General features: G+C 73.6%; 23 protein-coding genes, 1 tRNA gene and 2 pseudogenes. 8 read left to right on the top strand and 18 right to left on the bottom strand.

Annotated elements, in window-relative coordinates; genetic code table 11:
* Nucleotides 1-17 precede the first annotated feature (17 nt).
* The 12 genes from QA634_RS07065 to QA634_RS07010 all read right to left on the bottom strand — a co-directional run bounded on the left by QA634_RS07065 (nt 18) and on the right by QA634_RS07010 (nt 9432).
* Nucleotides 18-359: a hypothetical protein gene (locus tag QA634_RS07065; RefSeq protein WP_012331325.1), complete on the bottom strand. Its 342-nt coding sequence runs from the start codon at nt 357-359 to the stop codon at nt 18-20.
* A 44-nt stretch (nt 360-403) separates the two neighbouring features.
* A complete protein-coding gene (gene ybaK / locus QA634_RS07060) occupies nt 404-904 on the bottom strand; it encodes a Cys-tRNA(Pro) deacylase (protein ID WP_012331324.1) in 501 nt (166 codons plus the stop codon).
* A 96-nt stretch (nt 905-1000) separates the two neighbouring features.
* Nucleotides 1001-1870: a class A beta-lactamase gene (gene bla, locus QA634_RS07055; RefSeq protein WP_012331323.1), complete on the bottom strand. Its 870-nt coding sequence runs from the start codon at nt 1868-1870 to the stop codon at nt 1001-1003.
* An 86-nt stretch (nt 1871-1956) separates the two neighbouring features.
* Nucleotides 1957-3156, bottom strand: a complete 1200-nt coding sequence (locus tag QA634_RS07050; RefSeq protein WP_012331322.1) for a BatD family protein — start codon at nt 3154-3156, stop codon at nt 1957-1959.
* 137 nt (nt 3157-3293) lie between these two features.
* Nucleotides 3294-4190 (bottom strand): tetratricopeptide repeat protein, encoded by an 897-nt coding sequence (locus tag QA634_RS07045; RefSeq protein WP_012331321.1) that lies wholly within the window; start codon nt 4188-4190, stop codon nt 3294-3296.
* Nucleotides 4190-5113 carry a vWA domain-containing protein gene (locus tag QA634_RS07040; protein WP_012331320.1) on the bottom strand — a complete coding sequence of 308 codons (924 nt, stop codon included), beginning with the start codon at nt 5111-5113 and terminating at the stop codon, nt 4190-4192. Before QA634_RS07040 ends, QA634_RS07045 begins: the two co-directional genes overlap by 1 nt.
* On the bottom strand, nt 5110-6099 hold the full coding sequence (locus QA634_RS07035) for a VWA domain-containing protein (RefSeq protein ID WP_012331319.1): 990 nt from the start codon (nt 6097-6099) through the stop codon (nt 5110-5112). The genes QA634_RS07040 and QA634_RS07035 overlap by 4 nt, the downstream gene beginning before the upstream one ends.
* 2 nt (nt 6100-6101) lie before the next feature.
* On the bottom strand, nt 6102-6584 hold the full coding sequence (locus QA634_RS07030) for a DUF4381 family protein (RefSeq protein WP_012331318.1): 483 nt from the start codon (nt 6582-6584) through the stop codon (nt 6102-6104).
* On the bottom strand, nt 6571-7491 hold the full coding sequence (locus QA634_RS07025) for a DUF58 domain-containing protein (RefSeq protein WP_012331317.1): 921 nt from the start codon (nt 7489-7491) through the stop codon (nt 6571-6573). Before QA634_RS07025 ends, QA634_RS07030 begins: the two co-directional genes overlap by 14 nt.
* 11 nt (nt 7492-7502) lie before the next feature.
* Complete coding sequence (locus QA634_RS07020) at nt 7503-8537, bottom strand: AAA family ATPase (RefSeq protein WP_236728769.1); 1035 nt, start codon at nt 8535-8537, stop codon at nt 7503-7505.
* A gap of 122 nt (nt 8538-8659) precedes the next feature.
* Complete coding sequence (locus QA634_RS07015; protein WP_018262208.1) at nt 8660-9040, bottom strand: hypothetical protein; 381 nt, start codon at nt 9038-9040, stop codon at nt 8660-8662.
* Nucleotides 9037-9432 (bottom strand): hypothetical protein, encoded by a 396-nt coding sequence (locus QA634_RS07010; RefSeq protein WP_012331314.1) that lies wholly within the window; start codon nt 9430-9432, stop codon nt 9037-9039. The genes QA634_RS07015 and QA634_RS07010 overlap by 4 nt, the downstream gene beginning before the upstream one ends.
* A gap of 709 nt (nt 9433-10141) precedes the next feature.
* On the opposite strand from QA634_RS07010, the gene QA634_RS07005 reads away from it, so the two are divergent.
* The 3 genes from QA634_RS07005 (at nt 10142) to QA634_RS06995 (ending at nt 16079) form a co-directional block, all read left to right on the top strand.
* Entirely contained in the window at nt 10142-11602 is a 1461-nt protein-coding gene (locus tag QA634_RS07005) for a methyl-accepting chemotaxis protein (protein ID WP_012331313.1), read from the top strand.
* A 307-nt stretch (nt 11603-11909) separates the two neighbouring features.
* Entirely contained in the window at nt 11910-12869 is a 960-nt protein-coding gene (locus QA634_RS07000; protein ID WP_012331312.1) for an NHL repeat-containing protein, read from the top strand.
* Between the two features lie 42 nt (nt 12870-12911).
* Nucleotides 12912-16079 (top strand): EAL domain-containing protein, encoded by a 3168-nt coding sequence (locus tag QA634_RS06995; protein ID WP_012331311.1) that lies wholly within the window; start codon nt 12912-12914, stop codon nt 16077-16079.
* Here QA634_RS06995 and rho read toward each other — a convergent pair.
* The 4 genes and pseudogenes from rho to QA634_RS06970 all read right to left on the bottom strand — a co-directional run bounded on the left by rho (nt 15962) and on the right by QA634_RS06970 (nt 20110).
* Entirely contained in the window at nt 15962-17272 is a 1311-nt protein-coding gene (rho, locus tag QA634_RS06985) for a transcription termination factor Rho (protein WP_012331310.1), read from the bottom strand. The genes QA634_RS06995 and rho overlap by 118 nt on opposite strands.
* Nucleotides 17273-17608: 336 nt before the next feature.
* A pseudogene (locus tag QA634_RS35780) lies at nt 17609-18164 on the bottom strand (Smr/MutS family protein).
* Nucleotides 18161-19374: pseudogene (mltA, locus tag QA634_RS06975) on the bottom strand (murein transglycosylase A). Before mltA ends, QA634_RS35780 begins: the two co-directional pseudogenes overlap by 4 nt.
* Before the next feature lie 22 nt (nt 19375-19396).
* Nucleotides 19397-20110: a Tim44/TimA family putative adaptor protein gene (locus QA634_RS06970; protein WP_026190848.1), complete on the bottom strand. Its 714-nt coding sequence runs from the start codon at nt 20108-20110 to the stop codon at nt 19397-19399.
* 366 nt (nt 20111-20476) lie between these two features.
* On the opposite strand from QA634_RS06970, the gene secB reads away from it, so the two are divergent.
* A complete protein-coding gene (secB, locus tag QA634_RS06965) occupies nt 20477-20983 on the top strand; it encodes a protein-export chaperone SecB (RefSeq protein ID WP_012331306.1) in 507 nt (168 codons plus the stop codon).
* A gap of 155 nt (nt 20984-21138) precedes the next feature.
* On the opposite strand, the gene QA634_RS06960 is transcribed toward secB, so the two are convergent.
* Nucleotides 21139-21486: a hypothetical protein gene (locus tag QA634_RS06960; RefSeq protein ID WP_012331305.1), complete on the bottom strand. Its 348-nt coding sequence runs from the start codon at nt 21484-21486 to the stop codon at nt 21139-21141.
* Between the two features lie 166 nt (nt 21487-21652).
* Here QA634_RS06960 and QA634_RS06955 point away from each other — a divergent pair.
* The 4 genes from QA634_RS06955 (at nt 21653) to QA634_RS06940 (ending at nt 25174) form a co-directional block, all read left to right on the top strand.
* A tRNA-Ser gene (locus QA634_RS06955) sits at nt 21653-21744 on the top strand.
* 490 nt (nt 21745-22234) lie between these two features.
* A complete protein-coding gene (locus tag QA634_RS06950) occupies nt 22235-23140 on the top strand; it encodes an aldo/keto reductase (protein ID WP_026190852.1) in 906 nt (301 codons plus the stop codon).
* Nucleotides 23130-23849 (top strand): NADPH-dependent F420 reductase, encoded by a 720-nt coding sequence (locus tag QA634_RS06945; protein WP_012331303.1) that lies wholly within the window; start codon nt 23130-23132, stop codon nt 23847-23849. Before QA634_RS06950 ends, QA634_RS06945 begins: the two co-directional genes overlap by 11 nt.
* A complete protein-coding gene (locus QA634_RS06940) occupies nt 23846-25174 on the top strand; it encodes an NTP/NDP exchange transporter (protein ID WP_012331302.1) in 1329 nt (442 codons plus the stop codon). The genes QA634_RS06945 and QA634_RS06940 overlap by 4 nt, the downstream gene beginning before the upstream one ends.
* A gap of 358 nt (nt 25175-25532) precedes the next feature.
* Here QA634_RS06940 and QA634_RS06935 read toward each other — a convergent pair whose 3' ends face one another.
* Nucleotides 25533-26111 (bottom strand): cytochrome P460 family protein, encoded by a 579-nt coding sequence (locus tag QA634_RS06935; protein ID WP_012331300.1) that lies wholly within the window; start codon nt 26109-26111, stop codon nt 25533-25535.
* Between the last annotated feature and the right edge of the window lie 400 nt (nt 26112-26511).

Here is a 26511-nt window from a genome sequence, read left to right as displayed (position 1 = left end):
AGTGACCCCGCCGACCCTCACGGGCAGGCGCGGAGGCGCCGCCCGTACGGGTCGTCCACCCCCGGTGGCGGGGTCAGGCCGTAATAGCTCGGCTTGCCGAGGCCGAGGGACGAGCCGACGTAGCTCGGATCGAGCGGCCCATTCGTCGGCGTGACGCCCGCCCCCGGCGGGCAGGCCAGCACGACCCGGGGCGGAGCGGCGCGCCGCACCACCCCGTCGTCGCCGTAGGGAAAATACCGGATCTCGGCCTGATAGGCCGGTTCGGCGAGATCGGCCGCCCCCGCCGGCAGGGCGAGGCCGACCAGGAGCCCGAGCGCGACCGCGTGGCCCGCCTTCGCGGATCCGCCCCGTTCGTTCACCGATTCCTCCTCCGCCCGCGAGGCGGCAGCCTGCGCGCGCAGGGTTAACGCTTCGTCGCCGGCTCCTCGGCCGCGGCGACGAGCGCGGCCGAGCGCGCGCCGAGCACCGCCACGAGGTCGCCGGGGGCGATCTCGATCTGCAGGCCGCGCTGGCCGCCATTCACGAAGACCCGCTCGTGGCGCAGGGCCTGCTCCTCCACCAGGGTCAGGACGGGGCGCTTCTGGCCGAGGGGCGAGATGCCCCCGACATGGTACCCGGTCAGGCGCTCCGCCTCGGCGGGGCGCATCATGGCGGCCGCCTTGCCGGCGCAGGCCGCGGCGAGCTTCTTCAGGGAGACCTCGCGGTCCGAGGGCACCAGCACGCAGACCGGCTTGCCGTCGACCTGGGCCATCAGCGTCTTCAGCACCCGCTCGGGCGCGACGCCGAGCGCCTCCGCCGCCTGCAGGCCGATGCGCGGCGCGTCGGGATCGTAGGCGTAGGCGCGGAGGCCGTGCGGCACGGACGCCCTCGCGAGGGCCAGGGTGGCGCGGGTGGTCTTGGACATCGGCGGTCTTGGCGGCGGGTGGTCTCGGAGGCGGGCGGGTATTGGGGGTGTCGGTCTCGAACATCCGCTCGTGTTCGCGGCGATCGCGCGGCGGGATCAGGCGAAGGTGCGCGCGACGAGCCGGCCGACCTCGGCGTGGAGCCCGTTGCGCGCCTCCGCCGGGGCGGGGGATTGGGTGAGGTAGACGCTCGCCACGAGCGGCGCGCCGCCGGGCCGGCGCACCAGCGCCACCACGTTGGCGGTGCCGTTCGCGCCGGTGCCGGTCTTGTCGGCCACCTGCCAGCCGGGGCTGAGCCCGGCGCGCAGGCGCTCGGCGCCGGTCGGGCTCTGCGTCATCCAGCCGAGGAGGAGCGCGCGGCTCTCGGCCGAGAGCACCGGCCCGACCAGGATGCGCTCCATCAGCGCCGCCATGGCGGCGGGGCTGGTCGTGTCGCGCGGATCGCCCGGGATCGCCGTGTTGAGGCTCGGCTCCGTGCGGTCGAGGCGGGTGACCGCGTCGCCCTGCGCGCGGGCGAAGGCCGTGACGGCCTCCGGGCCGCCGAGGGCCCGCAGCATCAGGTTGGCGGCCGTGTTGTCGCTCCAGATCACCGCCGCCGCGCAGGCCGCCCGCAGGTCGATGCCGCCCTCGCCGACGCGCCGGCGGGTCTCCGGCGCGTAGGCGTCGAGGTCCTCGGGACCGTAGGCCATGCGCCGGTCCAGGCTCTCCTCGCCCCGGTCGACCCGGGCCAGCACCGCCGCGGCGGCGACGGCCTTGAAGGTGCTGCAGAGGGGGAAGCGCTCGTCGGCCCGGTAGGACAGGATCCGGCCCGTCCCGGTGTCCCGGACGGTGACGCCGAGCCGCCCGCCATCGTGGCGTTCGAGCGCCGCGAGGCGCGCCACGGCCTCGCCGGGGCCCTCGGCGGCCCGCAGCGCCCGGGGCAGGAGGAGAAAGCCGATCAGGGCGGCGCGGCGGGTGAGGCAGGGCATGCGGGTGCTCCGTCTGGCCGTTACGGCGACAGGCTGCCGCGCAACCTTGGCCGTTCCGTGCAGGCGCGGTGGCCGAACCGGGGCCGTCAGCGGGCGCCGTCGAGGCGGGCGAGGGGATCGGGCGACGCCGGCGGCGGGGGTCGGCTGCGCCCGAGCGCCGGCACCAGCGCCCGCAGGTCGGGCGGCGCCTCCGCCCCCGGCCCGAACAGGGCCCGGTCGAGGGAAGCGAGGAGGCCGGCCGTGGCGGGATCGCGCCGCCAATGCGCGGCGAGCGCCGCGTCGGTCCGGGCGAGGCATGCCCGGAACGCCGGCGCGTCGCCGCGCCGCGCGGCCCGCCTCAGGCCCCGCAGCGTCGCGGCGCGGGGATCCGATCGCGAAAAGAAGCCGGCAAACAACAGCGCGCCGAGACCGAAGGCGAGGGTGCCGGCGAGCGCGGCCGTCCAGGCGGAGCGGGGCGGCGGCAGGTCGGCCTCGTCGGGCTCCGCCCGGGCGCGGCTCCCGACGATGCGGGCGGGAATCTCGGCCTCGCGCATGGTGCGCGACGCGGTGTCGAACCAGGGAACGCGGATCTCCGCGAGCGTGACCGGCTCGGCCACGCCGGGGCGCACGTCCCACTGGTAGGTGGCGCGGCTCACCGGCCCGGTGGGCGTGATGAAGGTCTGGCGCTCGGTCGGGCCCGCGAAGGTCAGCACGCCCCGGCTGCGCATGATCGGGCGCGGCGGGAGCCCGTCGCCGGTCATGCCCCGCGCCTCGATGATCACGGTGCGGCGGGCGGATTCGCCCACCCGGAGGGTCTCGGGCTCGGGGTTCCACACGTCCGTCACCGCCACCGCCGAGGCGGGCAGCCACCAGGGGTCCTTCTGGTCGGGTCCGCCCGGCCCCGTCCAGGGCTTCACCTCGATCGGGACCGGCGCCGAGGGCACGTCGACCACCCGCCGCCCGCCGCCGTCCACGAGGGTGAGGTGATGCACGAAGGGCTCGATGGTGAAGAGGCCCGGGCGCTGGGGGAACACCGCCACGACCCGCTCGAAGCCGCGCGCCTCCTGGCCGTCGATGCTGGTCTTGAACCAGCGGTCGCGGCCGAGCTGGGTCCAGCTGAAATTCTGCAGCGGGGGCTGGCGCAGATCCTCCAGGGTGATCTGGGCGCGGTAGGTGCCGCGGATGTGCAGGAGCACCATCTCGCGCGGAAAAGGCGCGGCGTTCCCGCCGGTCTCGGGCGTCACCGTGAGGGTGAGGTCGCCCGGGTCGAGGGCCAGGGCCGGGCCGGCGAGCAGCAGCGCGAGCACGAGGCCGGCCGCGCGCTCAGCCGCGTTTATTAGCCGGCTCAAACTCGCTCTCCGGCGCCGTTCCCCTGCGGCGCGGCGCGGCGTTCCCCGACCGGCGAGCGCGTCCTGCGCGAGATAAGTTTCGCGGCTAACCATTTTCACCACGGGTTGCTCCCGGGCTGGACGGCGCTGCCCGCCTCCTGGCGGCGCAGGTGCTCGGCCTCGAGCCGGCGCTTGAGGAAGCGGCCCGGATCGTCCGTCATGGTCGCGAGCCAGTGCCGGTCCGCGCGGATCTCCTTGGCCTCGAAGCTCTTCGAGACGCGGCGGACCTCCCGCTCGACCACCTGCGAGACGCTGGCGAGGCCCGCGCCGCTGCGCCCGCCCCCCTCCGCGTCGCTCGCCGATCCCCGCGCGCGCCCGCGTCCGGGATCGACGGCGCGCTGCTCGGCCTTGCCGGTGCGCGAGGCCTTCGAGGTGCCGGGCGCGTCGGCCGCCGCCGAGGCCTCGCGGTTGCCGGCCAGCCCCTCGCCGAAGGAGGCGTTGCCCGGGTCGTTCTCGTCGCTGGTGGCCTTGGCGTCGTAGCGCGTGGTCTGGTCGGCGCGGGCATTGGCCTCGCCCGCCGCCTGCTGGCCGAGGGTGAGGTGCTCGTCGAGGAGGCGGGCGACGAGGTCGCGATTGGCGCGGGCATCCTCGTTGCCGGGGTCGCGCGCGAGCAGGGCCTCGTAGGCCTTGAGCGCCCCGTCGAGGTCGCCCGCCATGGCGAGCGCGTTGCCGCGATTGTAGGCGGCGGCGCGGCCCCGCGCCTGCCCGAAGGCCTCCGCGGCCTCCCGGTAGCGTCCGGCCGCGTAGAGCGCCGTGCCGCGCCAGCCCGGATCGTCGGCGACCCGCACGGCGAGGCCGGGCAGGCCGGCGGCGAGGAGCGCGCGCCCGAGGCTCGCCCGCGGCACCGCGAGGAGGCCGAGCGCCGCGAGGGCCCCGGCGACCGCCAGGGCGCGGGCCGCGCTCCCGGGGCGCGGGCGGCGGCGCGGCCGGATCGCGGGCAGGACCGCCTCCATCAGGCCCCCCTCCGGAACAGCAGCAGGGCGGGCGCCAGCGCCCCGAGGAGCAGCCAGCGCCCGAGATCCTGCCAGGCCAGCACGGCGAGGCCCCCGTCCGCGAGGTGCCGGGCCGCGGTCTCGCCGACCGCGCCGAGGACCGGGGCGGGCGCGTCGAGGTCGGCCGCGACGCCACCCCCCGCCGCGGCGAGGCGGTCGAGGGCGGGCCGGTCGGGCCGGGGCGCCTCCGGCGGCAGGGCCGGCGTCGGCACGAACAGCGCGTGCAGGCGGTGGCCGTCGCCCGACAGGCCGCTCGCCTCGCGCCGGGCCGCCTCGTCCACGCCGCCCCCGTCGGAGACCAGCACCACGTCCGCCCCGACCGCGCCCATCTCCGCGAGGGTGCGGCGGGCGAGCGCGAGGCCCCGGGCCGGGCGGCTGCCGCGGTCCGGCACCGTGGCGCCGTCGAGGGCGAACAGGATAGTGCCGAGGGCCTCCCGGTCGGTGGTGGGCGTCGCGGCCAGGTAAGCGTCGCCCGCGTAGACGACGAGAGCGACCTGCCGGGTGCCGGCCGCCTCGGCGAGGCTCTGGGCGACGCCCCGCACCTCGTCGAGCCGCCCGCCCTCGGCCACGGAGCGGGACAGGTCCATCACCAGGATCGTGGCGTCGAGGTTGCGGAATCCCGCCGCGTCGCCGCGCTGCACGGCCGGGCCGGCGAGGGCGAGGGCGAGGAGGGCGGCGGTGGCCAGGAGGGCGGCCTGGCCCGCCCGCCGCCGCCCGGGCAGGACGGCGCCCCGCGCCGTCAGGCCCGCGAGCAGGCGCGGCTCGATCGCCCGCACCCAATCCCCCAGGGGGGCGGCCCGGAACGCCGCGCGCCACGCGAGGAGGCCGAGGAGCGGCAGGGCGAGGAGCCACCAGGGGCGCAGGAGGGTGAGGGCGTCGCTCATGCCGTGCGCCTCGCGAGCAGCAGCGAGAGGGCGGTGAGGAGGGCGAGGCCGCCCGGCCAGGGCCAGAGGTCGCGGCGCAGCGGCACCGGCGGCGCCTTGGCGCGGCCGCCCTCGACCTCGTCGATGGCATCGGCCACGGCCGCGAGGTCGTCGGTGGTGCGCACGCGGAAGAAGCGCCCGCCGCTCGTCGCCGAGACGTCCCGCAGGGCCTCGGTATCGACCACGTCGGGGTCGCCGTCCGCGTCCGAGAGGTCGCGCGGCCCGAGCGCGATGGTGTGGACCCGGATGCCGAGGTCGCGGGCGAGGCCCGCCACGTCGTGCGGCGTGGTCTGGCCAGCATTGTTGGCGCCGTCCGAGAGCAGGATCACCACCTTCTCCCGCGCCGTGGCGGCGTCGAGGCGCTTGAGCGCGAGGCCGAGCCCGTCGCCAATGCCGGTCGAGCGGCCGACGAGGCCGATCTGGGCCTCCTCCAGGGCGTGCACCACCGCGGCGGTGTCGAAGGAGAGCGAGGCCGCCACGTCGGCCTGGTCGGCGAAGATCACGAGCCCGATCCGGTCGCCGGCCCGGCGGCGGATGAAGTCCGCCCCGACCTGCTTGACCGCCGCGAGGCGGGAGACGTTGCGCCCGTCGATCGAGAAATCGACCCGCTCCATGCTGCCCGAGAGGTCGAGGGCCAGCATGATCTCGCGGCCCGAGGCCGGGAGGGCCGTCGCCGGCAGCACCAGCCGGGGCCCGGCGAGCGCGACCACGAGGCAGGTCCAGAGAAGTCCCGCGAGGAGCCGGCGCCGCCGGGCCGCCGCGCGCAGATCCTCGGCCCGGCCGATCCGGCCGATGATCGAGTCCGGCACCAGGAGCGCGCCCGCGCCGCCCGCCCGCTCCGGCGGCGCGAGGCGGGCGACCAGGAGGGGCAGCGGCAGGAGGAGCAGGGCGAGGGGCGCCGCGAAGTCGAAGCCGCCGGGCAGGAGGGCGCCGAGGAGGGAGGCCATGGTCAGGCCCGGATCCGCGAAAGGAGCCGCGTCAGCCCCGCATCGACCGCGTCGAGGTCCGGCGCGGCGGGGGCGTAGAGGTCGCGGGTCAGCGCCCGGCCGGGCCCCGCGGTGAAGAAATCGGTGCGCAACAGGCGGTCGAGGGCGACGGCCCGGTCCTCGGGCGACCGCCCGCCCACCCCGTCCTCCGCTCCGAGCGCCCGGGCGAGGCGTGCCACGAGGCGCGCCTGCGCGAAGAGCCGCGCGGGCGGGTCGAGGCCGCGCGCGGCGGCGAGGTCGGCCAGAGCGGCGCGCCGCACGGGGGTGCTTTGCCGGCTCATCAAGCGCCGCGCCGCGACCGCCAGGGCGGCGAGCGCGAGGCCGAGCGCGATCGCCGCCAGGACGGCGAGGTCGAGGCCGCCCGGGTCGGGAGGCGCGTGCAGGCCGCGCAGGTCGGCGAGCGCCGCGCGCAGCGCCGGCGCGGCGCCGTCGTCACAGCACGGCATCGAGGCGCTCCATCAGCGGGGCGAAGGATTCCGGGCCGCCCTCGCTGTCGAGCCGCACGCCTTCGAGCCCGGCCCGCGCCCAGCGGGAGAGGCGGTCGTCGGGCGGCGGCGCGGCGCGCCCGGCCGCGGCGGTGCCCCGGCGCCCGTCCGGCGTGGCGAAGGGGTAGAGGCCGGGGGGCGGGGCGCGCTCGAAGGCGTCGCTCACCAGGATCAGGCTGAGCGAGACCCGCTCGGCGAGCGCGGTCAGGGCCGCCGCGAATCCCTCTCCGGGTTCATCCAGGGAGCTCGCGATCACGAGGTGTCCCCCCGCCGGCAGCAGGGTCTGGGCGCGGGCGAGGGTGGCGAGCAGGGGCGGGTCCCGCGCCGGGGGCGCGGCGAGCGCCAGCGCGTGCGCCCGGGCGAGGGCGCCGGCGAGCGCCCCCATGCCGCGCCCGCCGCCGGTCGGGCGCAGGACCACCGGCTCCGCCTCCGTCGAGGCGACCACGAGGCCGATCCGCCCGCCATCCTCCACGATGCGCCAGCCCAGGAGGGCGAGCGCCTCCGCCGCCGCCACGGAGCGCAGGGCCCGCCGCGTGCCGAACAGCATGGAGGGCCGGAAATCGGCCAGCAGCACCACCGCCCGGTCGCGCTCCTCATGGTGGGTGCGCGTGTGCAGGACGCCCGTCCGCGCCGTGGCGTTGCGGTCGATGTGGCGGACATCGTCCCCCTCCGCGTAGGGGCGCACGTCGTCGGGCTCGGAGCCGCGACCGCGGCGCCGGGTCACGATCCCGCCCGGCAGGCCGACGAGGCTGCGCGTGGCGAGGCCGCCGCCCCGGCGGGCGAGGTGGCGAAGGCCCATCAGGGCGGCCGCGTCGACCGCGACGCCGGGCTGCGCCAGGGGATCGTCGGGCGGGGAGGGGCGGGCCACGGCGGGAGGCCTCAGAGGGGCCGCACCCGGTCGAGCAGCCCGGCCACCAGGGCGCGGGCGGTCTGGCCCTCGGCGGCGGCGCGCCAGGTCAGCGCGAGGCGGTGCGAGAGGGCGTCGGCGGCCAGCGCCGCCACGTCCTCCGGCACCACGTGGTCGCGGCCGTGCAGGTAGGCGCGCGCCTTGCCGGCGATCATCAGGGCGAGGGTGCCGCGGGGGGAGACCGGGTGCTCGATCGCGGCGCGCAGGTCGGGCGCCGCGCTCTCGCTACGGGTCCCGGCCACGAGCCGCACCAGGTAGTCCTTGAGGGCCGGGGAGACGTAGGTCCGGAGGGCGGCGGCGCGGGCGGCGCGCAGGTCCTCGGCGGTGAGGCGCAGGGGCATCGGCGCCACCTCCGCGCTCATCTCCCCCTCGACCAAGTCGAGGATGCGCCGCTCGGAGGCCTCGTCCGGCATCTCGACGACGACGTGCAGCAGGAAGCGGTCGAGCTGCGCCTCGGGCAGCGGGTAGGTGCCCGCGTGCTCGATCGGGTTCTGGGTCGCCACGACCATGAAGGGATCGGGCAGGGGATGGGTGGTGCCGGCCACCGTCACCTGGTGCTCGGCCATGGCTTCGAGGAGCGCCGACTGCACCTTGGGCGGGGCGCGGTTGATCTCGTCGACCAGCACCAGGGAGTGGAAGAGCGGGCCTGCCAGGAACTCGAAGCGCCCGCCATCGGGCCGCCACACCGTGGTGCCGGTGAGGTCGGCCGGCATCAGGTCCGGAGTGCATTGCACGCGCGCGAAGCCGGTATGCAGCCCGTCCGCGAGGCGCTTCACCGCCCGGGTCTTGGCGAGGCCGGGGGCCCCCTCGATCAGCAGGTGGCCGCCGGTGAGGAGCCCGATCAGCAGGCGCTCGACGAGCCCGCTGCAGCCGATCAGCCCCTCCTCGAGCCCGGCCCGGAGGGTGAGGACGCGCTCGCGCAGCGCCCGTCCCTCGGCCCGTCCCGCGGCCTGCCCCTCGTCGGGCGGCACCGGGCTTCCGGGCCCGGGGAGGTCCGCGTTCCTCATCGGGTTCCGCGCCCGCGCATCGCTCGTGGCCCCGCGCACCCCACCATCCGGCCGCCTCCTCGGGCGGGCCTTGTCGCTCGGCCCGCTCTCGCGGGGATTGAGGCCGCGTCTTCCCTCACGCGTCAATCCCGACCCCAGTCCAAGACAACACGTGTTCGCGAGGCGGGCGGCGCGCCCTCGCCCGGCCGCAGCCGCTCGGGACGATGCAGCAGCAGCGCGATGAGGAGGGCCTGCCGCCTGGAATCCCGGGACGCGTCCGGCCGCGACAACACGGCGCGGGCGAGCACGCTCCCGGCGACCGCGGCGCGGATGTCGAGCCGGTAGGCGCCCCCGATCGCGATCCGCTCGACCGCCGGATCGGCGAGGATCAGGTCGATCGCCTCGTCGAGATCCGCCTCGACGATCTCGTGGCGGGCGAAGAGGTCGAGGAGCGTCTCGCCGCCGGGCGGCCCGTCGGGGTCCCGCCACAGGATCTGGATGGCCGGCATCGGGGGGGCGCTCACGACAGGGCCTCCTCGATCGCGCCCCCGGCCGCGGCGGCGTCCGATTCGGGGACGCCGCTGACTGCGGCGGCGTCCGGCTCCCAGAGGCCGCCGCCCCGGTAGCGGCTGAGGCGCCCCTCGGGCGTGATCCGCACGAGGTGGATCCACCGCTTCTCGACGAGGTCGCTGAGGGCTGCGTGCTGGGCGGGGCCGCCGCCGGGAGCGGATCCCAGGAGCCGGCTCATCATTTCCCGCCGCACGGCGCGCTCGCAGGCCTCGTGCAGGATCAGGTCGCGCGCGAGACGGAGCAGGCGCGCGGGGCAGGGACCGGCGAGGGAGGCCGGCAGGCGACCGACGGCCGCCAGCAGCAGCAGCGGCGCGGCGGCGAGGATCCAAGCGAGGAGCCGGAACATCGGGGTCATCCCGGGCGCGGACGACCCTTCAGGTATGCCGGATCACGGCGTTCAGGAAATTCAAATATTGAGCGGTTTCGTTCTGTTTTGTAAAAGAACTGTGTGGCGACGCCGAATGATCAAGCGGGTCCCGTATTCGGCCACGTCCTGGCGCGCGCCGGTCATCCGCGCCGAGGTCGACGCCATGGCCATGCTGCGGCTGCGCGCGGTTGGGCGCGGGCGTCGCCCTGGTGCCGCCGACCCGTGGTCCAGGACGAGTTCCCGGCGGGTCTCCTCGTGGCGCGCTGCGGCGTCCCGGAGTGATCGAGCGCGTCCACGCCATCGTTCAGGCCCGCCGCTGCCCAACCCGCTCCTGACCCTGCTGCTCGAGCCCCCGGACGGCCAATTGGCCAGACCCTTACGCTGCTAAAAGTTGCATTCCGTCAAATTGGTCGAGACCTCTACCGCAAGGTCTAATCCGCATGAGTGCGTTGCTAGACAGGTATATCCCGGTCGCGGAAAGGTGAAATTAACGGTTTCTCACTAGCGTCTGCAGGGTGAGCGGCGGGCGAGCCCGGGCTCGGACCTGCGCCGGCAGGGCACCCCGTGCTTCGGGGCCGCGCCGCGCCGGGCCCGCGGACCGCCCGTCGGGGACCGGCCCGGCCGGCCCCGGCTCACCACGGCTGCGCGAGACGGTCCGCCCGGAGCGGACGGCCCGAAGGATACGACCATGTTCCGCCAGAAGACCTACAACCCCGCCCAGGCCCGACTCGACGCCCTGAATCGCTCCCTCGCCAGCATCGAGTTCGACCTGGACGGCACCATCCTCGACGCCAACCCGAACTTCCTGTCGGTGGTCGGCTACGGCCTGGACGAGGTCAGGGGCAAGCATCACCGCATCTTCTGCGAGCCGGCCTACGCGGGGAGCCCCGCCTATGCGGGGTTCTGGGCGCGGCTGAAGGCCGGCGAGTTCCACTCCGGCGAGTTCCAGCGGGTCAACAAGGCCGGCCACCGCGTCTGGCTGGAGGCGAGCTACAACCCGGTGCTCGGGCCGGACGGCCGGATCGAGCGGGTCCTGAAGGTGGGTTCCGACATCACCGCCAAGAAGGACGAGGTCAGCCGCCTGATGACCATGATCGACGACATGCCGGTCGCGGTCATGACGGCCGATCCCAAGAACGAGTTCCGGATCAACTACCTCAACCAGACCTCCCGGCGCACGCTCGGCGCCATCGAGCAGTACCTGCCGGTGAAGATCGCGGACATGATCGGCTCTTCGATCGACGTGTTCCACAAGAACCCGCGCCATCAGCGCGAGATGCTGAAGGACGCGCGTCACCTGCCGTACCGGACCAAGATCCGGGTGGGGCCGGAGACGCTGGAGCTGCGCGTCTCGGCGATCCACGGCCCGGACGGCAGCTATGTGGGGCCGATGCTGACCTGGTCGATCATCACCGCCCAGGCGCGCATGGCGGACGACGTCGCGCGGGTCGTCGGCGCCCTGCGCGACGCCGTGGAGCGCATGCAGCACACCTCCGAGGGGCTCGGCCGCTCGGCCGAGAATGCCCGCGACCGCGCGAGCTCGGTGGCCACCGCCTCGTCGCAGATGAACGACTCGATCCGCGAGATCTCCGGCCAGGTCGGCCGCGTCTCCGAGCGCGCCCAGCAGATCGCCCAGCAGGCCGAGGCGACCGACAGCACCGTCCGCCAGCTGGCCGAGGACGCCCGCAAGGTCGACGCGGTGGTGGGGATGATCAAGTCGATCGCCAGCCAGACCAACCTGCTCGCGCTCAACGCCACGATCGAGGCGGCCCGCGCCGGGGCGGCCGGGCGCGGCTTCGCGGTGGTGGCGAGCGAGGTGAAGGAGCTCGCCGGCCAGACCGCCAAGGCGACCGACGACATCACCCGGCAGATCGCCGACATCCAATCCTCGACGGGCCACGCCGTCGAGGCGATCCAGACCATCGCCACGGCCGTGGCCGAGCTGTCGAAGCTCACCCTGGCGATGGCGAGCGCCGTCGAGGAGCAGTCGGCCGCGACCGAGGAGATGTCGGGCAATATCGGGGGCGTCTCGGCGGCCGCGAGTTCGACCGGGGAGCTGGCCGGGTCGGTCCGCGCGATCGCCGGCGATCTCGCGGAGCACTCGGCCGACCTCAGCGGCAGCGTTGAGAAATTCCTCAAGGCGGGATGAGGCCGCCCGGCGTCCCACCCCGTCAGGCATCCGGGACCGGCGGGTGACGCGCCTGAACTGTCCTCGCACCCGCGTGCCCTTGCGGCATATGTTCGGATGCTGTAATGAAATGCGGATTGATCGGCTCCAGGCCAGACGAATGAGCGCCTCCAAGAGCGAGGCTGGCCGTTCTCGTGCCGCCTCATCGCTCCACGCCCGCTCTCGGCGTCGATTGTTCTGGAGTGACGCTCGGTCCGCGACGCTGAACTTGCCACGATCCGCGTGATCCACGCATCCCCGCCGCGACCGACGCCGGAGTTCGCCCTCGATGAACGTGACTCGCCTCGCCCGCACGCTTGCCGCAGCCGCCCTGATCGCGTGCGGTGGCGGGCCCGCGCGGTCGTCCGGGACCCCCTGGCAATTCGAGCCGATCGCGAGCATCGGCACGCGCGGCACGGAGGCGGGCCAATTCGAGTATGTCGAGGATCTCGCCCTCACGCGGGACGGCAGGATCCTGGCCACCGACGCCGCCCATGCCTGGGTCCAGGCCTTCGACAAGACGACCGGCCGATTCCTCGGCCGGTTCGGCGGCAGGGGCGACGAGGATCACCATCTCGAACGGCCGGAAGGCATCGCGGTCGACGAGGCCGGCAACGTCTTCGTCGCCGATCACGCGTCGGGGTTCATCAAGAAGTACGATCCGGCCTTCCGCTGGCTGGTCACCTTCGGCGGCTACGGGGCCGGCGCGGGACAGACGATGCGCTCGGAGTTCATGGACATCCATGGCGGCCGGCTGTTCGTGCCGGAGGCCGGCACGCACCGCGTCAGCGTCTTCGACCTCGACGGCGCGCATGTCCGCGCGTTCGGCCGCCGGGGCGCGGGGCCGGGCGAGTTCGACTCCCCGGAGGCCGCCAAGGTCTCGCCCGACGGCCGCCTCTTCGTCACGGACCTGCGCAACGACCGGCTCCAGGTGTTCGACCCGGAGGGCCGGCTGCTCGCGGTCTGGGGACGGACCGGCACGGGGCCGGGCGAGTTCCGCTCCCCAGCCGGCCTCGGCTTCGACCGCGACGGGAACGTCTACGTCAGCGAGATCGGCAACAGCCGCGTCCAGGTGCTCGGCCCGGACGGCCGTTTCCTCGGGATGTGGGGCGTGCCGGGCTCGGCTCCCGGGGCCTTCTCCAACCTTCACGGGGTTCTGGTCGACCGCGACACCGGCCTCGTCTACGTGGCCGATACCGGCAACTTCCGCATCCAGGTCTTCAGGCGCGTCGGCGCGCCGAGCCACTGAGGTCCCTTCCCGAGAGGCTGTGATGGACCGCCGGGGCGGCAGATGAACGTCAGGACCAAGCTTCTCGTCAGCCTGCTCGCCATGGCGGCCCTCTGCGGCGGCTGCGGGGCGGTGGGGCTGCTCTTCCTCGGCCGGGTCGATGCCAGCGTGTCGCGCTTCTCGGAGGTGGCCACCCCGCTCCTCGCCGAGAGCACCGCCCTGGTCGAGGAGGTGCAGCGCATGAGCGGCGCGTTCCTGGCGGAGATCGGCCACGGCCGGCGCGAGCCGGACGGCGGCCCGACCCTGCGCGCCATGGGCGAGGATGCGGGGCGGCGCCTCGGGCGCATCGGTTCGCTCGGGCGCGAGTGGCTGGAACCGGAGCTGATCGCGCGCGGAACCCGCAACGCGCAGGATTTCACGCGCCTGTCGCTCGACCTGATCGCCGCGCACCGCCGCCGCGAGGAGACCCTGGCGGCGACCGAGGCGCGGGCGCGGGAGGCCCTCGCGCTGCAGCAGCAGATCGACGCCAAGCTCGTGCGCATGGCCGCCCTGGCCGAGATCGCGATGGCCCGCAGCGAGGACGAGGCCAAGGTCGAGGCCCAGACGGGACGGGCGACGGTCGAGAGCCTGGGCGAGCGCTTCACGGCCACGATGACCGGCACCTTCCCGACGCTTCAGACGGTCTACCGGCTGGTCCGCCTCAGCAGCGAGATCCGCAACGCCGCCGCGACCGCGCTGGCCCAGACCGATCCCGAGCGGCTGGCCGCCGAGCGGCGCCGGATCGAGTCCGGGCTGCGCGGCGCCGGCGTGAGCCTCCGGCAGATCGCGGGACGGATCCGCGTCCTCGGCCAGGAGGAGGCCGACCTCGCCGCCCTGAGCCAGACCTTCGTCGCCCTCGAGGCGTCCCTGCTGCGCGAGGACGGGGCGCTCGCCTCCCACGGCTGGAGGCTGGCGCTCGATGCCGGGCTCGCCGAGGGGCGCGGCCGGCTGGAAGCGCTGGAGCGGGACTTCTACGGCCTGATCGCCCGGATCGACCGGGCGGTGAGGAGCCGCAACGAGGCCGCCCGCACCGAGGCGGGCGCGAGCGTGCACCGGGCGAAGCTGATCATCCTGGCCCTCACCGGGTTCGCCATCCTGGCCAGCACGGTCCTGGCGCTTCGCCTCGCCGCTGCCGTGACCGGGCCGCTGGCGCGGCTGACGCAGGGCGTGCTCGACGTCCGGCCCGAGAGCATGGACGTCGCTGTGGACCCGGCCCTGGGTGCCCGCGCGGACGAGTTCGGCATCCTCGCCCGCTCCTTCGACACGATGCTGCGCGAGGTGCGGCAGGCCCGCCAGCAGCTGCTCGCGGCCTCGGAGGCCGAGATCCGGCTGCAGTTCGAACGCCTGGACGCGGCGGTCGCGAACATGTCGCAGGGCCTGTGCATGTTCGATGCCGGCGGGCGGCTCATCATCGCCAACGAGCGCTACCGCGCGATGTACGGCCACGCCCCCGACGAGGTGCGGCCCGGAACCAGCCTGACGGCGCTCCTGAAGGCGCGGATCGCGCGCGGGTGCCAGCTCAAGGCGGGCCAGCTGGACGCGGCGGAATGGCTCGCCGCCCACCGCACCGGGCAGGCCCACGTCCGCATCGACGAGCTCGCGGACGGGCGCGCCATCGCGGTCAGCCTCCAGCCCCTGCCGGACGGCGGCTGCGTGGTGACCCACGAGGACATCACGGAACGGCGCAGGGCCGAGGAGCGGATCGCCTTCCTGGCCTACCACGACGTGCTGACCGGCCTTCCCAACCGGGCCCGCTTCACCGCCGCCCTGGTCGCCGCCCTCGACGGCCGCGGCGCGCAGGCCGCGATCGCGGTGCTCTACCTCGACCTCGACCACTTCAAGGCCGTCAACGACACGCTCGGCCACCCGGTCGGCGACGCGCTCCTGCAGGCCGTGGCCGGGCGCATCCAGTCCTGCCTCCGGCCCCAGGACCTCGTCGCGCGGCTCGGCGGCGACGAATTCGCCATCGTGCAGGTGGGGCCGGACCAGCCGGCAGGCGCGAGCGACCTCGCCGGCCGGCTGATCGCCGAGGTCGGCAGGCCCTACGCGCTCATGGGCCACCACGTGGTGGTCGACACCAGCGTGGGCATCGCCCTGGCCCCGGCCGACGGCACCGCCCCCGACCGGCTGATGAAGTGCGCGGACATGGCCCTGTACCGGGCCAAGGGCGACGGGCGCGGCGCCTACCGGTTCTTCGAGCCCGCGATGGGCGCGCAGATGGAGGAGCGGCGCGCGCTGGAGATCGACCTGCGCCAGGCCGTGCGGGAGCGGGCGTTCCACCTCCACTACCAGCCGCTCCTGAACCTGCGGACGAACCGGGTGAGCGGCTTCGAGGCGCTGCTGCGCTGGACGCACCCGCACCGCGGCCCCGTGCCGCCCGACGGGTTCGTGCCGCTCCTGGAGGAACTCGGCCTCATCCGCGAGGTCGGGGCGTGGGTGCTGGAGACGGCCTGCCGGGACGCCGCCGGCTGGCCGACGGACGTCAAGGTCGCGGTGAACCTCTCGGCCCTGCAGTTCCGGGAGCGGGCCGTCGTGCGGGACGCCGCCGCCGCGCTGGAGGCGTCGGGCCTGCCGCCCGGGCGGCTGGAACTGGAGATCACCGAGACGGTCCTGCTCCAGGACACCGACGAGACCCTGGCGACGCTGCACGCCCTGCGCGAGAGCGGCCTGCGCATCTCGATGGACGATTTCGGGACCGGCTATTCGAGCCTGAGCTACCTGCGCAGGTTCCCGTTCGACAAGATCAAGATCGACCGCTTCTTCGTGCAGGACCTGGAGACCAAGGCGGATTCCGCCGCGATCGTGCGGGCGGTGACGGGCCTCAGCCACGCCCTCGGGAATGACCACGGCGGCCGAGGGCGTGGAGACGCACCGCCAGCTCGAGAAGCTGCGGGCGGAGGGCTGCACCGAGGTGCAGGGATTCCTGATCAGCCGGCCCCGCCCCGCCGCCGAGGTCGGGGCGATGCTGGAGCAAGCCGGCGCGATCTTCGTGCCGCGGGCCGCCTGACGGCCCGCCTCGCGGGCGGCCCGACGGCTCGCCTCCGCTCCCCGACCGGAGGCCGGGGCGGCCCCGATCAGGTGTTCATCGAGTCGAAGAAGTCCTGGTTGCTCTTCGTCTGCCGCAGCTTGTCGAGCAGGAACTCGATCGCGTCGGTCACGCCCATCGGGTTGAGGATGCGGCGGAGCACGTAGGTCTTCTTGAGGGTGTCGGGCGGCACCAGCAGCTCCTCCTTGCGGGTGCCCGAGCGGGTGATGTCGATGGCCGGGAAGGTGCGCTTGTCCGCGACCTTGCGGTCGAGGATGATCTCGGAATTGCCGGTGCCCTTGAACTCCTCGAAGATCACCTCGTCCATGCGCGAGCCGGTGTCGATCAGCGCGGTCGCGATGATGCTGAGGGACCCGCCCTCCTCGATGTTGCGGGCCGCGCCGAAGAAGCGCTTGGGCCGCTGCAGGGCGTTGGCGTCGACGCCGCCGGTGAGCACCTTGCCGGAGGACGGCACCACCGTGTTGTAGGCCCGCCCCAGGCGGGTGATCGAGTCGAGCAGGATCACCACGTCGCGGCCGTGCTCGACGAGGCGCTTGGCCTTCTCGATCACCATCTCGGCCACCTGCACGTGGCGGGTCGCCGGCTCGTCGAAGGTGGAGGCGATCACCTCGCCCTTCACCGAGCGCTGCATGTCGGTGACCTCCTCGGGCCGCTCGTCGATGAGCAGCACGATCAGGTAGCATTCCGGGTGGTTGATGGTGATCGACTGGGCGATGTTCTGCATCAGCACCGTCTTGCCGGTGCGCGGCGGCGCCACGATCAGCGCGCGCTGGCCCTTGCCGATCGGCGAGACGATGTCGATCACCCGCGGCGAGAAGTCCTTGCGGGTGGGCTCGCTGAGCTCGAGCTTGAAGCGCTGGGTCGGGAACAGCGGCGTCAGGTTGTCGAAATGGACCTTGTGCTTGATCTTGTCCGGGTTCTCGAAATTGATGGTGTTCACCTTCAGGAGCGCGAAGTAGCGCTCGCCGTCCTTGGGACCCCGGATCGGCCCCTCGACGGTGTCGCCGGTGCGCAGGCCGAAGCGGCGGATCTGGGTCGGCGACACGTAGATGTCGTCCGGCCCCGGCAGGTAGTTGGAATCCGAGGAGCGCAGGAAGCCGAAGCCGTCCTGCAGCACCTCGACGGTTCCGGCCCCGATGATCTCGACGTCCTTGGCAGCGAGCTGCTTCAGGATCGCGAACATCAGTTCCTGCTTGCGCATGGTCGAGGCGTTCTCGACCTCGACCTCTTCGGCGAAGGCGATCAGCTCGGTCGGCGTCTTCGACTTCAGGTCCTGGAGCTTCACCTCCCGCATGGGGGGCGTGAAGGTCTCGACGGGGGCGATGGTGTCTTCAATCATCGGCTATCGGGGTGTGAGAGCAGTGCGGGGAGGTGTCATCTCAGGATCGTCTCGGCCGGAGCGGCCCGAGCGGGGCTTGTGCCTGGACCGGAAGACCGGCCGCGGAGCTTTGCCCGTTGTCCCGGAAGGTCACGATGGGTGAGCCTGTGGCTCGCGAGCGACGTGACCTGACTTTTAGGAGGGAGTGCCTTTATGTAGCGGTTTCTGGTGCTGGACTCAAGACCCTGTCCGGGAAAAGGGCGGCGGGGCCGGCTTGGCGGCGCCATCACGCGCGCGGGGCGCGTCGGGCGCATTCACATCGGTCGGTTTCGCCTCGCTTCGGCTGGGGATTCGGCCTCAGGGCGCGCCGCGGCGGCGCAGGCGCACGTAGAGCGCGCCGCTGCCGCCGTGGTGGTGGGCCGCCTCCTCGAAGCCGAGGACGAGGCCGCGCAGGTCCGGCAGGCGCAGCCAATGGGGCACGCTGCGCCGCAGGACACCGCGCTCCGCGAAGGGATCGTCGCCGAGGGCTCCCTTGCCGGTCACCACGAGGACGAGGCTGTGCCCCGCCCCGCGGCAGCGGTGCAGGAAGGCGACGAGTGCCGCGTGCGCCTCGCCCTGACGCAGCCCGTGCAGGTCGATCACCGCGTCGACCGGCCGCGCGCCGCGCCGCAGGGCGGTTCGCACCCGCCGCTCGATCGGCGCGAGGGGCGGCAGGGCGGGCCTGGGCCGCGGCGGCGCGGGGGCGGCGGCTCCGGGGCGGCGGGCGGGGAGGGGAGGGCGCCGCGGCGAGGGGCGGCGGCTCGGGCGGCAGCGCGCGGCCCTGGAGCGGCGTGACCTGCCGGGCGATCTCCGCCCAGAGCCGGCGCTCGTCCGCGGTGAGGCGCCGCTCGCGCGGGCGTCGCGGGCCGGTCACCGGACCGGCTCCGGCATCGCCCCGCCCGGGGGCCGCGGCAGCAGCACGACGAAGCCGACCGCCTCCCGCACCAGGCCCGCCGCGCGGCCCGCCTCCGCGCCGGTGCCGAGATAGAGGTCGCCGCGGGCGGGGCCGACGATGGCGGTGCCGGTATCCTGGGCGATCACCATCCGGCCGAGGGGCTCGCGCCCGCCCTCGGGCCGCGGCAGGCTCCCCTCGAGCCAGAAGGGCAGGCCGTAGCGCCAGAGCGCGGCGTCGACGGCGAGGCTGCGCCCGGGCGTGAGCGGCACCCCGCCCCCGCCGCGGGGGCCCGGCGCGTCCGGGGGCACCTCCTCCAGGCGGAAGAACACGTAGGCGGCGTTGCGGCGGATCAGGCGCCGGGCCGTCTCCGGATGCGCGCGCATCCAGCCGGTCCAGCGCTCCAGGGTCAGCCCTTCGAGGGGCAGGTGCCCCTCCGCGACGAGGAGCCGGGCGACCGAGGTGTAGGGCTGGCCGTTGCGCCCGTCATAGGCGAGGCGCAGAGCGCGCCCGTCCGGCAGGCGCACCCGGCCCGAGCCCTGGACCTGGAGCAGCAGGAGGTCGACTTCGTCGCGCAGGTAGAGGAGCGGGCGGGCCCGGTCGCCGAGCGCCCCGTCGGCGATCGCGGCCCGGTCGGGATAGGGCCCGTAGCCGCCGTCGAGGCGCCGGGCGGCCCGCAGCGCCGGGTCGAGGCCGGGCGCCGTCTCGCCGGGCGCGAAGGAGACGAGGTCGTCCGGCCGGGCGAGGGCCGGGACGGGGAACTCGGCGGTCGGGACCGGGGAGCCCGGCAATTCCGGCTCGAAATAGGCGGTGAGGAAGCCCGCCCGCCGCTCGGCCGGATCCTCGCGGCCCGGCCGGGTGACGCGGTAGGCGGTGAAGCGGCTCTCGAAGAAGGCCCGCGCCGCGGCGGCCTCCGCGGCGCGGCCGCGCAGGAAGCCGCGAGGTCCTGGCTCGGGCTCCCCGGCCCGCCCTCGGCCGGGACGGCGCGGCTCTCCTGCGCGCAGGAGGCGCGGAAGGCGGCGAGCGCCTGCCCGAGATCGTCGGCGCCGAAGCCCGGCAGGCTCGCGAGCGCCACCGGTTCGAGCACGGCCTCGCCGACGCGCAGAGCCTGCCCCCGCGCCCCGGGCGCGGCGAGACACGCCGCCAGGACGAGGCCCGGGAGGAGGGCGGGCAGGGCCGGTCGCGGTGGCATGCCGAGAGGCCCCGCCCCGCCCTCACTGCCCGGCTTCGGTGGCGACGAGCTGCCAGTTGGGGTCGCGGCTGCCCAGCGTCCGGGCGAAGGTCCAGACGTCGGTCACGTCCACGACCGTGTCCGGGCTGCCGTCGACCACCGCCCCCTGCGCGTTGCGGGTGGCGGTGATCAGCTTCGAGAGGTAGCGCACGGTGATCTGGGCGACGCGGTTGCGCAGGTCGACGCCGACGATCTCGGCCCGGTCGATCGACACGAAGGTCGTCTCGACGCTCTGGCCGGCGCGCTCGCGGGCCTGGATCGCCCGCTCGAAGCCCTCGGCCACCTCCCGCGAGAGCAGGCTCTTGAGCGTGCGCCGGTCGCCCTTGGCGAAGGCCATCACGATGGTCTCGTAGGCGATCTTCGCCCCGTCTGTGAAGGCGCGGGGGTCGAAGCCGGGCTCCTGCTGCAGCACGAGGTCGAGGCCCCGCGCCGCGGCCGAGTTCGGCTCGACCACCCCCTTCCAGTTGCGCGGCACGGTGGCGACGGGGGCGGCCGCGGTCCGGTCCCCGCCGGCCGGCAGCCGCACCACGTTGTCCTCGCGGGCGGCGGGCGGCGGCTCCTCCCGCCGGCGCACCAGGGGGTTGAACGGCGGCCGCTCGTGGCCGGTCTTCTGGCCGAGGACCGCGCGCAGCTTCCAGATCACGAAGACCGCAAGCCCGAGGAAGATGAGGGTCGTAAGGTCGAGGGAGTCCTGCATCATCGATCCGATCGTGGCGGCGGCTCGCGCTCCGCCCGGGCCTCAGGGCCTGCCTGGCGGCTTTGGCATCGGCCCCCGTCGAAGGCAAGCCGCACGCCGGGCCGAGGCCGGCGCGGCATCCCGCACCAGACCCCTCCTCCATATGGGAGGGGCGGCCCGCGGCTTCCAGGCGCGGGCGGGGGGCTCTCGCGCGGGACCGCCCGCGTGACGCAGGGGAAGACAGGCTGCCGGGATGACGCGCCCCCCGCGCTTGTTCGAGCAAGGCGGGCATGATAGCGGCTTCGCGGCCGGAGCGCGCGCGGCTTTTCGCGCCAGCGCGGCCCCAGTCCGGTTCCGCCCACACGATTCTCGAAGGAAACATCCACCATGGCCGATTCTCCGTTCCCGAACGGCAACGGTGGCGCCGCGGCGCAGCCCGACGACCTCACGCCTGCCCTGAACGCGCTCGCGCAATATGCCAAGGATCTCTCCTTCGAGAACCCGAACGCGCCGCGCTCGCTGCAGCCGCCGGCCGGCCAGGGGCCGCAGATCAACATTCAGGTGAACGTCAACGCCCGCCAGCTCGCGGAGGCGGATTTCGAGGTGGACCTGCATCTCGAGGGCGACGCCAAGATCGGCACGGACGTTCTGTTCGCCTTCGAACTCACCTATGCGGGGATCTTCCGCCTGCGCAACATTCCGCAGGACCAGATCCATCCGGCCGTGATGATCGAGTGCCCGCGCCTGCTGTTCCCCTTCGCGCGGCAGATCATCGCCGATGCGGTGCGCAACGGCGGCTTCCCGCCGCTCTACATCGACCCGATCGACTTCGTGGGCCTCTACCGCCAGAAGGCCGCCGAGGCGCAGGCGCAGGCCGGCCAGCCGCTGGTCTGACCGGACTGGCGGGACGGCGGACCGGGGCGCGCCCGGGGAAGCCCGGCGCAGGGGCGGGTCTCCTCGCCCGCCGGGACCGCGTCGGGCGCCGACGCGCCGCGGCGGATCTTGGAACGCCGCCGCGGATCGCGGCCGCGCCGCGTCGGTGCGCGAGGTCACGCGCCGCCGCGCACGCGGCGCTTCTTCTGCTTGGCCCCGGCCGGCTTCGCCGCGGCCGGCTCCCCGGCCCCGACGCCCTCCGAAGGCCCGTGAGCCTCGGGTGGGCCCTCCGCCCGGGGCGGCGCCTTGGCGTCCGGCGCGGTGCGGGCCTCGCGGGCGATCATCTCGACCATGCTCTGCGGCAGGCGCACGAAGTGACCGGTCCCGTGGCCGGTCCGGTCGAGGATCTCGGCGAAGACCGGACGATGGGGTTCGTGCCCCGCCTCGCTGAGGGCGCAGGGGCGACGCGGCAGTTCGCTCAACCGTGCGGCGAGTTCCTTCGGCACCCAGGCGCTCACCGGCATCCCTCCCGATCCCCTATCGACCCGCCGGGGTTTAGACAGGTTTCGTTAAGGATGGCCTGACGCGGCGGGCCGGCGGTTCCGGGGCGCTCGGCTCCTCAGATCCGTCCCGCCGGCCGGCGAATCCGGGTTGACCGGATCCCGCCGATTTCCTAGAGCGATCCGGCAGGGAGACGTGGCCGAGCGGCTGAAGGCACTCGTTTGCTAAATGAGCAAGCCCCGAAAGGGGCTTCGAGGGTTCGAATCCCTCCGTCTCCGCCAAGCCTCAAGCGCAAGGCTTTGAACGAGGGTGTTTTTCGGTGCGCTGACCCGAATTGTCACCTGAATCAACGGCACGGTGCCGACGCTCCCGCCTGCCAGCGCCCTGGACCGCGCCCTCCTGGCACGCCGTCGGAATAGCCACCGTCGAACCAAGCCGCTGCGCGGCGACGCGGCTCGCTGACCACCTCTCAAGGAAGCGGACGTTCCACACCCTCGGGGCCTGGCCGCTGATCGCAGCGGCCCGGACCTGAACGCCCCGCGCCCCAGCCCTCCGCAGGGCGCGCCCGTGCCCCGCCGGCAGAAAGCCACCTCGCACAGATCGCGGCATCGGCCTCCGCCGTGCTGCACCGAGATCCAAAGCGCGCGGCCGAGCCGCCGCGGCCGGTCGGCCGTCGGTTCACCGAAGCGTGTTCGGCCGCCCGGGTCGGCGCCGCGCGCTCCCGCTCTAGATGCTCGGCGCCATGCAACCATGCCGAGAGGAATGCTCCGCATGATGCCGACCCGCCGTGCCGTGCTCGCCGGAGCGGCCGCCTGCCTCGCGCCGGCGGTGGGCCGCGCCGAGGCCGCGCCGCTGCTGCGGCGGCCGATCCCCGCGACGGGCGAAGCGGTGCCGGTGATCGGGATCGGCACGTCGCGCCGCTACGACGTCGCACCGTTGCCCGACGCCGTGGCCCCCTTGCGCGAGGCCGTGAGCCGCTTCGTCGATCTCGGTGGGCGGGTGATCGACACCGCGCCGGATTACGGCCGGGCGGAGGAGGTGCTGGGCGTCATCCTCTCGGAGGAGACGCTTCGCGACAAGGTGTTCCTCTGCAGCAAGGTGGCGGCGGAGGGGACCGAGGCGGGGCGCGCCCAGATCGCGCGCTCGTTCCGGCGGATGCGCACCGAGACCATGGATCTGATCGCGGTGCACAACCTCATCGACGCGGACACGCAGCTCGCGGAGCTGCGGCGGCTCAAGGACGCCGGGCGCATCCGCTACCTCGGCGCGACGACCTGGGTCGAGCGCCAGTACGGCGACCTGGAGGCCCTGATGCGGCGCGAGCGCCTCGACGTGATCCAGGTCAACTACGCCATCGACGCGCGCCAGGCCGCCGAGCGCATCCTGCCGCTCGCGCGCGACCGGGGCGTCGCCGTGATGGTCAACGTGCCCTTCGGCCGCGAGCGGCTCTTCTCCCTGGTGCGCGGCCGTGAGCTGCCCGCCTTCGCGGCCGAGTGCGACTGCGCGTCCTGGGCGCAGTTCTTCCTCAAATACGTCCTCTCGCACGAGGCGGTGACCTGCCCGGTGCCGGGCATGGCGCAGGCCCGCTACGTCGAGGACAACCTCGGGGCCGCGCGCGGCCGCCTTCCTGACGCAGCGCAACGCCGCACGATGGAGGAGTTCATCGATGGCCTCTGACCCGAACCGTCGCGCCGTGCTCACGCTTGCCGCGGTCGGCGCGCTCGCGGGCGCGCTGCCGGCCCGCGGCCAGCCGCAGAAGATGCCGGTCGGGGTGATCGGGGCGGGCAACATCGGCAGCACCATCGGAGGATTGTGGATCAAGGCGGGGCACCCGGTGCTCTTCGCCTCGCGCCACCCGGAGGAACTGGCGGATCTCGTGAAGGAGCAGGGGCCGCAGGCCAAGGCCGGCACCGTCGCGCAGGCGCTCGCCTTCGGCGGGGCGGTGCTGCTCGCCGTGCCCTACAAGGCCTATCCGGACCTCGGGCGGGACTACGCGCGGGCCCTCGCGGGCAAGATCGTGCTCGACGCCGGCAATGCCACGCGGGCGCGCGACGGCGATCTCGCGGCGGAGGCCGAGGAGCGGGGCATCGGGGCGACCTCGGCGAAGTACCTCTCCGGGGCGCGGATCGTGCGGGCGTTCAACGCGGCGAACTCCAAGGTCTTTCGAACGAACGCCCACCGCTCCGGCGGACTCATGGCTGTGCCGCTCGCCGGCGACGACGCCGAGGCCGTGGCGGTGGCCGAGGGTCTCGTGCGCGATGCCGGCTTCGACCCCGTGGTGGTCGGCCCGCTCGACGCGGCCAAGCGCTTCGCGATGGGGAGCCCGGGCTTCGGCCTCGACGTCACCGCCGCCGAGGCGCGCAAGGCTTTCGGACTCGTCCCGTGAGGAGGGACGCGACACCCGCGACGAGCGGCCTCGGCGCGCAGGCGCCGGGCTGGCTGCGGCGGCTGATCGACGTGCGCCCCGGGGAGACGTCGGCCCTGGCCTGGTCCTGGCTCTACATCTTCTCGATCCTGTCCTCGTACTACGTGATGCGGCCGATCCGCGACCAGATGGGCCTCGCAGGCGGGCTGGAGAACCTGCCCTGGCTGTTCACCGCGACGCTGCTCGGCATGCTGACGCTCAACGTGCCCTTCGCGTGGCTGGTGCGCACCCTGCCGCGCGCGCGCTTCGTGCCCCTCACCTACCGCTTCTTCGCCCTCAACATCCTCCTGTTCGCGGGCGCCATCGCGCGCGCGGAGGGCGAGCAGGTGGTGTGGATCGGGCGGGCCTTCTTCGTCTGGCTGTCGGTCTTCAACCTGTTCGTCGTCTCGATCTTCTGGGCGACGATCGTGGACGTGTTCGACACCGAGCAGGGCAAGCGGCTGTTCGGCTTCATCGCGGCGGGCGCGACGCTCGGGGCCATCGCGGGCTCGGCGTTCACGGCGGTGCTGGCGCGGGACGTGCCGACCGCCGTGCTCCTCCTGGCTGCGGCCCTCCTCCTGGAGGTCGCGGTGTTCAGCATGCGCGGGCTCGCGCGGCTCTCGGACGCGCTGCACCGGCGGTCGGGCGCCGGCACGCAGGCCATCGGCGGCAGCGTGACGGCGGGCATGACCCGCGCGCTGCGCTCGCCCTACCTCCTGGCGATCAGCCTGATCCTGCTGCTCTACTCCATCACCTCGACCTTCCTGTACTTCGAGCAGGCGGGGATCGCCAAGCGCAGCTTTCCCGACCGCGGGGCGCAGACCGCCTTCTTCGCCAGCGTCGACTTGGCGGCGAATGCGCTGACGCTGGGCATCCAGTTCTTCCTCACCGGGCGCATCGTGCGCCGGATCGGGGTTGGTCCGACGCTCGCCATCCTGCCGACCGTGACGCTCATCGGCTTCGCGGTGCTGGCGCTGGCCCCCACGATCGCCGCCGTGGTGGTCTTCAACGTGCTGCGGCGCGCCGCGAACTTCGCGGTCGCCAAGCCCACGCGCGAGGTGCTGTTCACCGTCCTCGACCGGGAGGACCGCTACAAGGCCAAGAGCTTCATCGACACGGTGGTCTACCGGCTCGGCGACCAGGTCGGCGCGTGGTCGTACGACCTGACCGGTCTCGCCGGCCTCGGCCCCGCAGCGCTGCCGCTCATCGCGGTTCCGCTCTCCTTGATCTGGCTCGGCGCCGGACTCTGGCTCGGGCAGCGGCAGGAGACGCTGGCGCGCAGGCGGGATGCCGTGGAGCCTCGCTGACGGAGGAGGATGGTCTCTTCGCCAGAAGCGGTCTCGGCATATGATGCCGGCCATGACATATTCCGCCCTTAGGTCCCCCGAGCCCAACCATGAAGGGAGCAAAGTGTGAGAGGTTGACACGATCTAATTCATACCGGCGCGCCTTTGACGTGATCCGCTCAACAGAAAGTCGCTATGCCAGCGTGCCAAACTCTGACCGCATGCACGCTCAGGCTTCATCCGTGACGGACGGCGAAGCCGGTGAGGAACCCATACGAAATCCGCATTGCGAAGCAATCATTCGGATTTCGTATCACGGGCTTCGGCACGGCCGGGCACGAGGACGCCGGTTCCTTTCGCCTCAAGCTGGAGCTCACCATCACCTCTTCGCGAATTCCGTGAAGACGTAGTCTCTCTTCTCCACGATGGTGTGGCACGCGAACCCGCACTTGGCGTCGTTCGCCTGCGGCGGCTGGTTCTCCGGGGTGCCGGGCGAGAAGGTCTCGCTCGCAGCGTCGTATTCGAACACGGCGTATCCCCACCCGCCGCTATCCGCGAACCGCTTGCTGTCCTTCACCATGAAATCCACATCGTGCTGGGTGCCCGGCACCGTCGTGTCCGGAAAGTACTGCTGCCTCGCTGGGTTCCAATGAACCTTCGCCATCTTGGAACCGTCCGGGAAGGGCTTCCCGTTTCCTGGGATGCCGGTCCGGTAGGCGTCGATCATCACGGGATTGGCGAGGATCACCGCGACCAGTTTGTCGCTGTGGCTGGTTGAGACGAGCTGCCAGCCCTCGTATCCCCTGAACTCGGAGAACGAGAGCCCGCCCGGGACGCTCACGCCGTACTTGTCCTGCTGGGCAAGGGCCAGGCCGCCCAAGCCAGCGATCGCCGAGCCAAACACGACGATTGAAGCCAATCGAAGGCTGACGCAAGAAAGCAAATTCCACTTGAGCATCGCTTCCTCCTCGCAGAGGTGTCGCAAACAGGATTATCACTCGCCCGCGGCAAGAATGACCGTAGACCGACTTACAAAGATCCGCACGCTACGAATCGTGATCCAAAACACGCGATCATTGATTTGATTTCGGGCTGGATCAAGCTGATCACGAAGCACGCCAACGGTTACGAGGCGTGCTTCGTCGTGGCGGAATAGCTGGGTTGCTGACTGATCCGGGATCCGCTTGATCCAAGCGGATCCCGTATCCCAAGCCCGCGCGGCGCCCGAGCGAAGCCGACATCCGCATGGCCGAAATGCGAGATGGCGAAGCAATCAACCGGATGTCGTATGACGCATACCGTACGCAACGCCAGCCATGAGAGTCACCCCTCGCGCTCGTCGTCCGCATCTGCATGCC

The sequence above is a fragment of the Methylobacterium sp. CB376 genome (assembly GCF_029714205.1).
Classification (GTDB): Bacteria; Pseudomonadota; Alphaproteobacteria; order Rhizobiales; family Beijerinckiaceae; genus Methylobacterium.
This window is presented reverse-complemented; position numbering and strand designations above follow the sequence as displayed.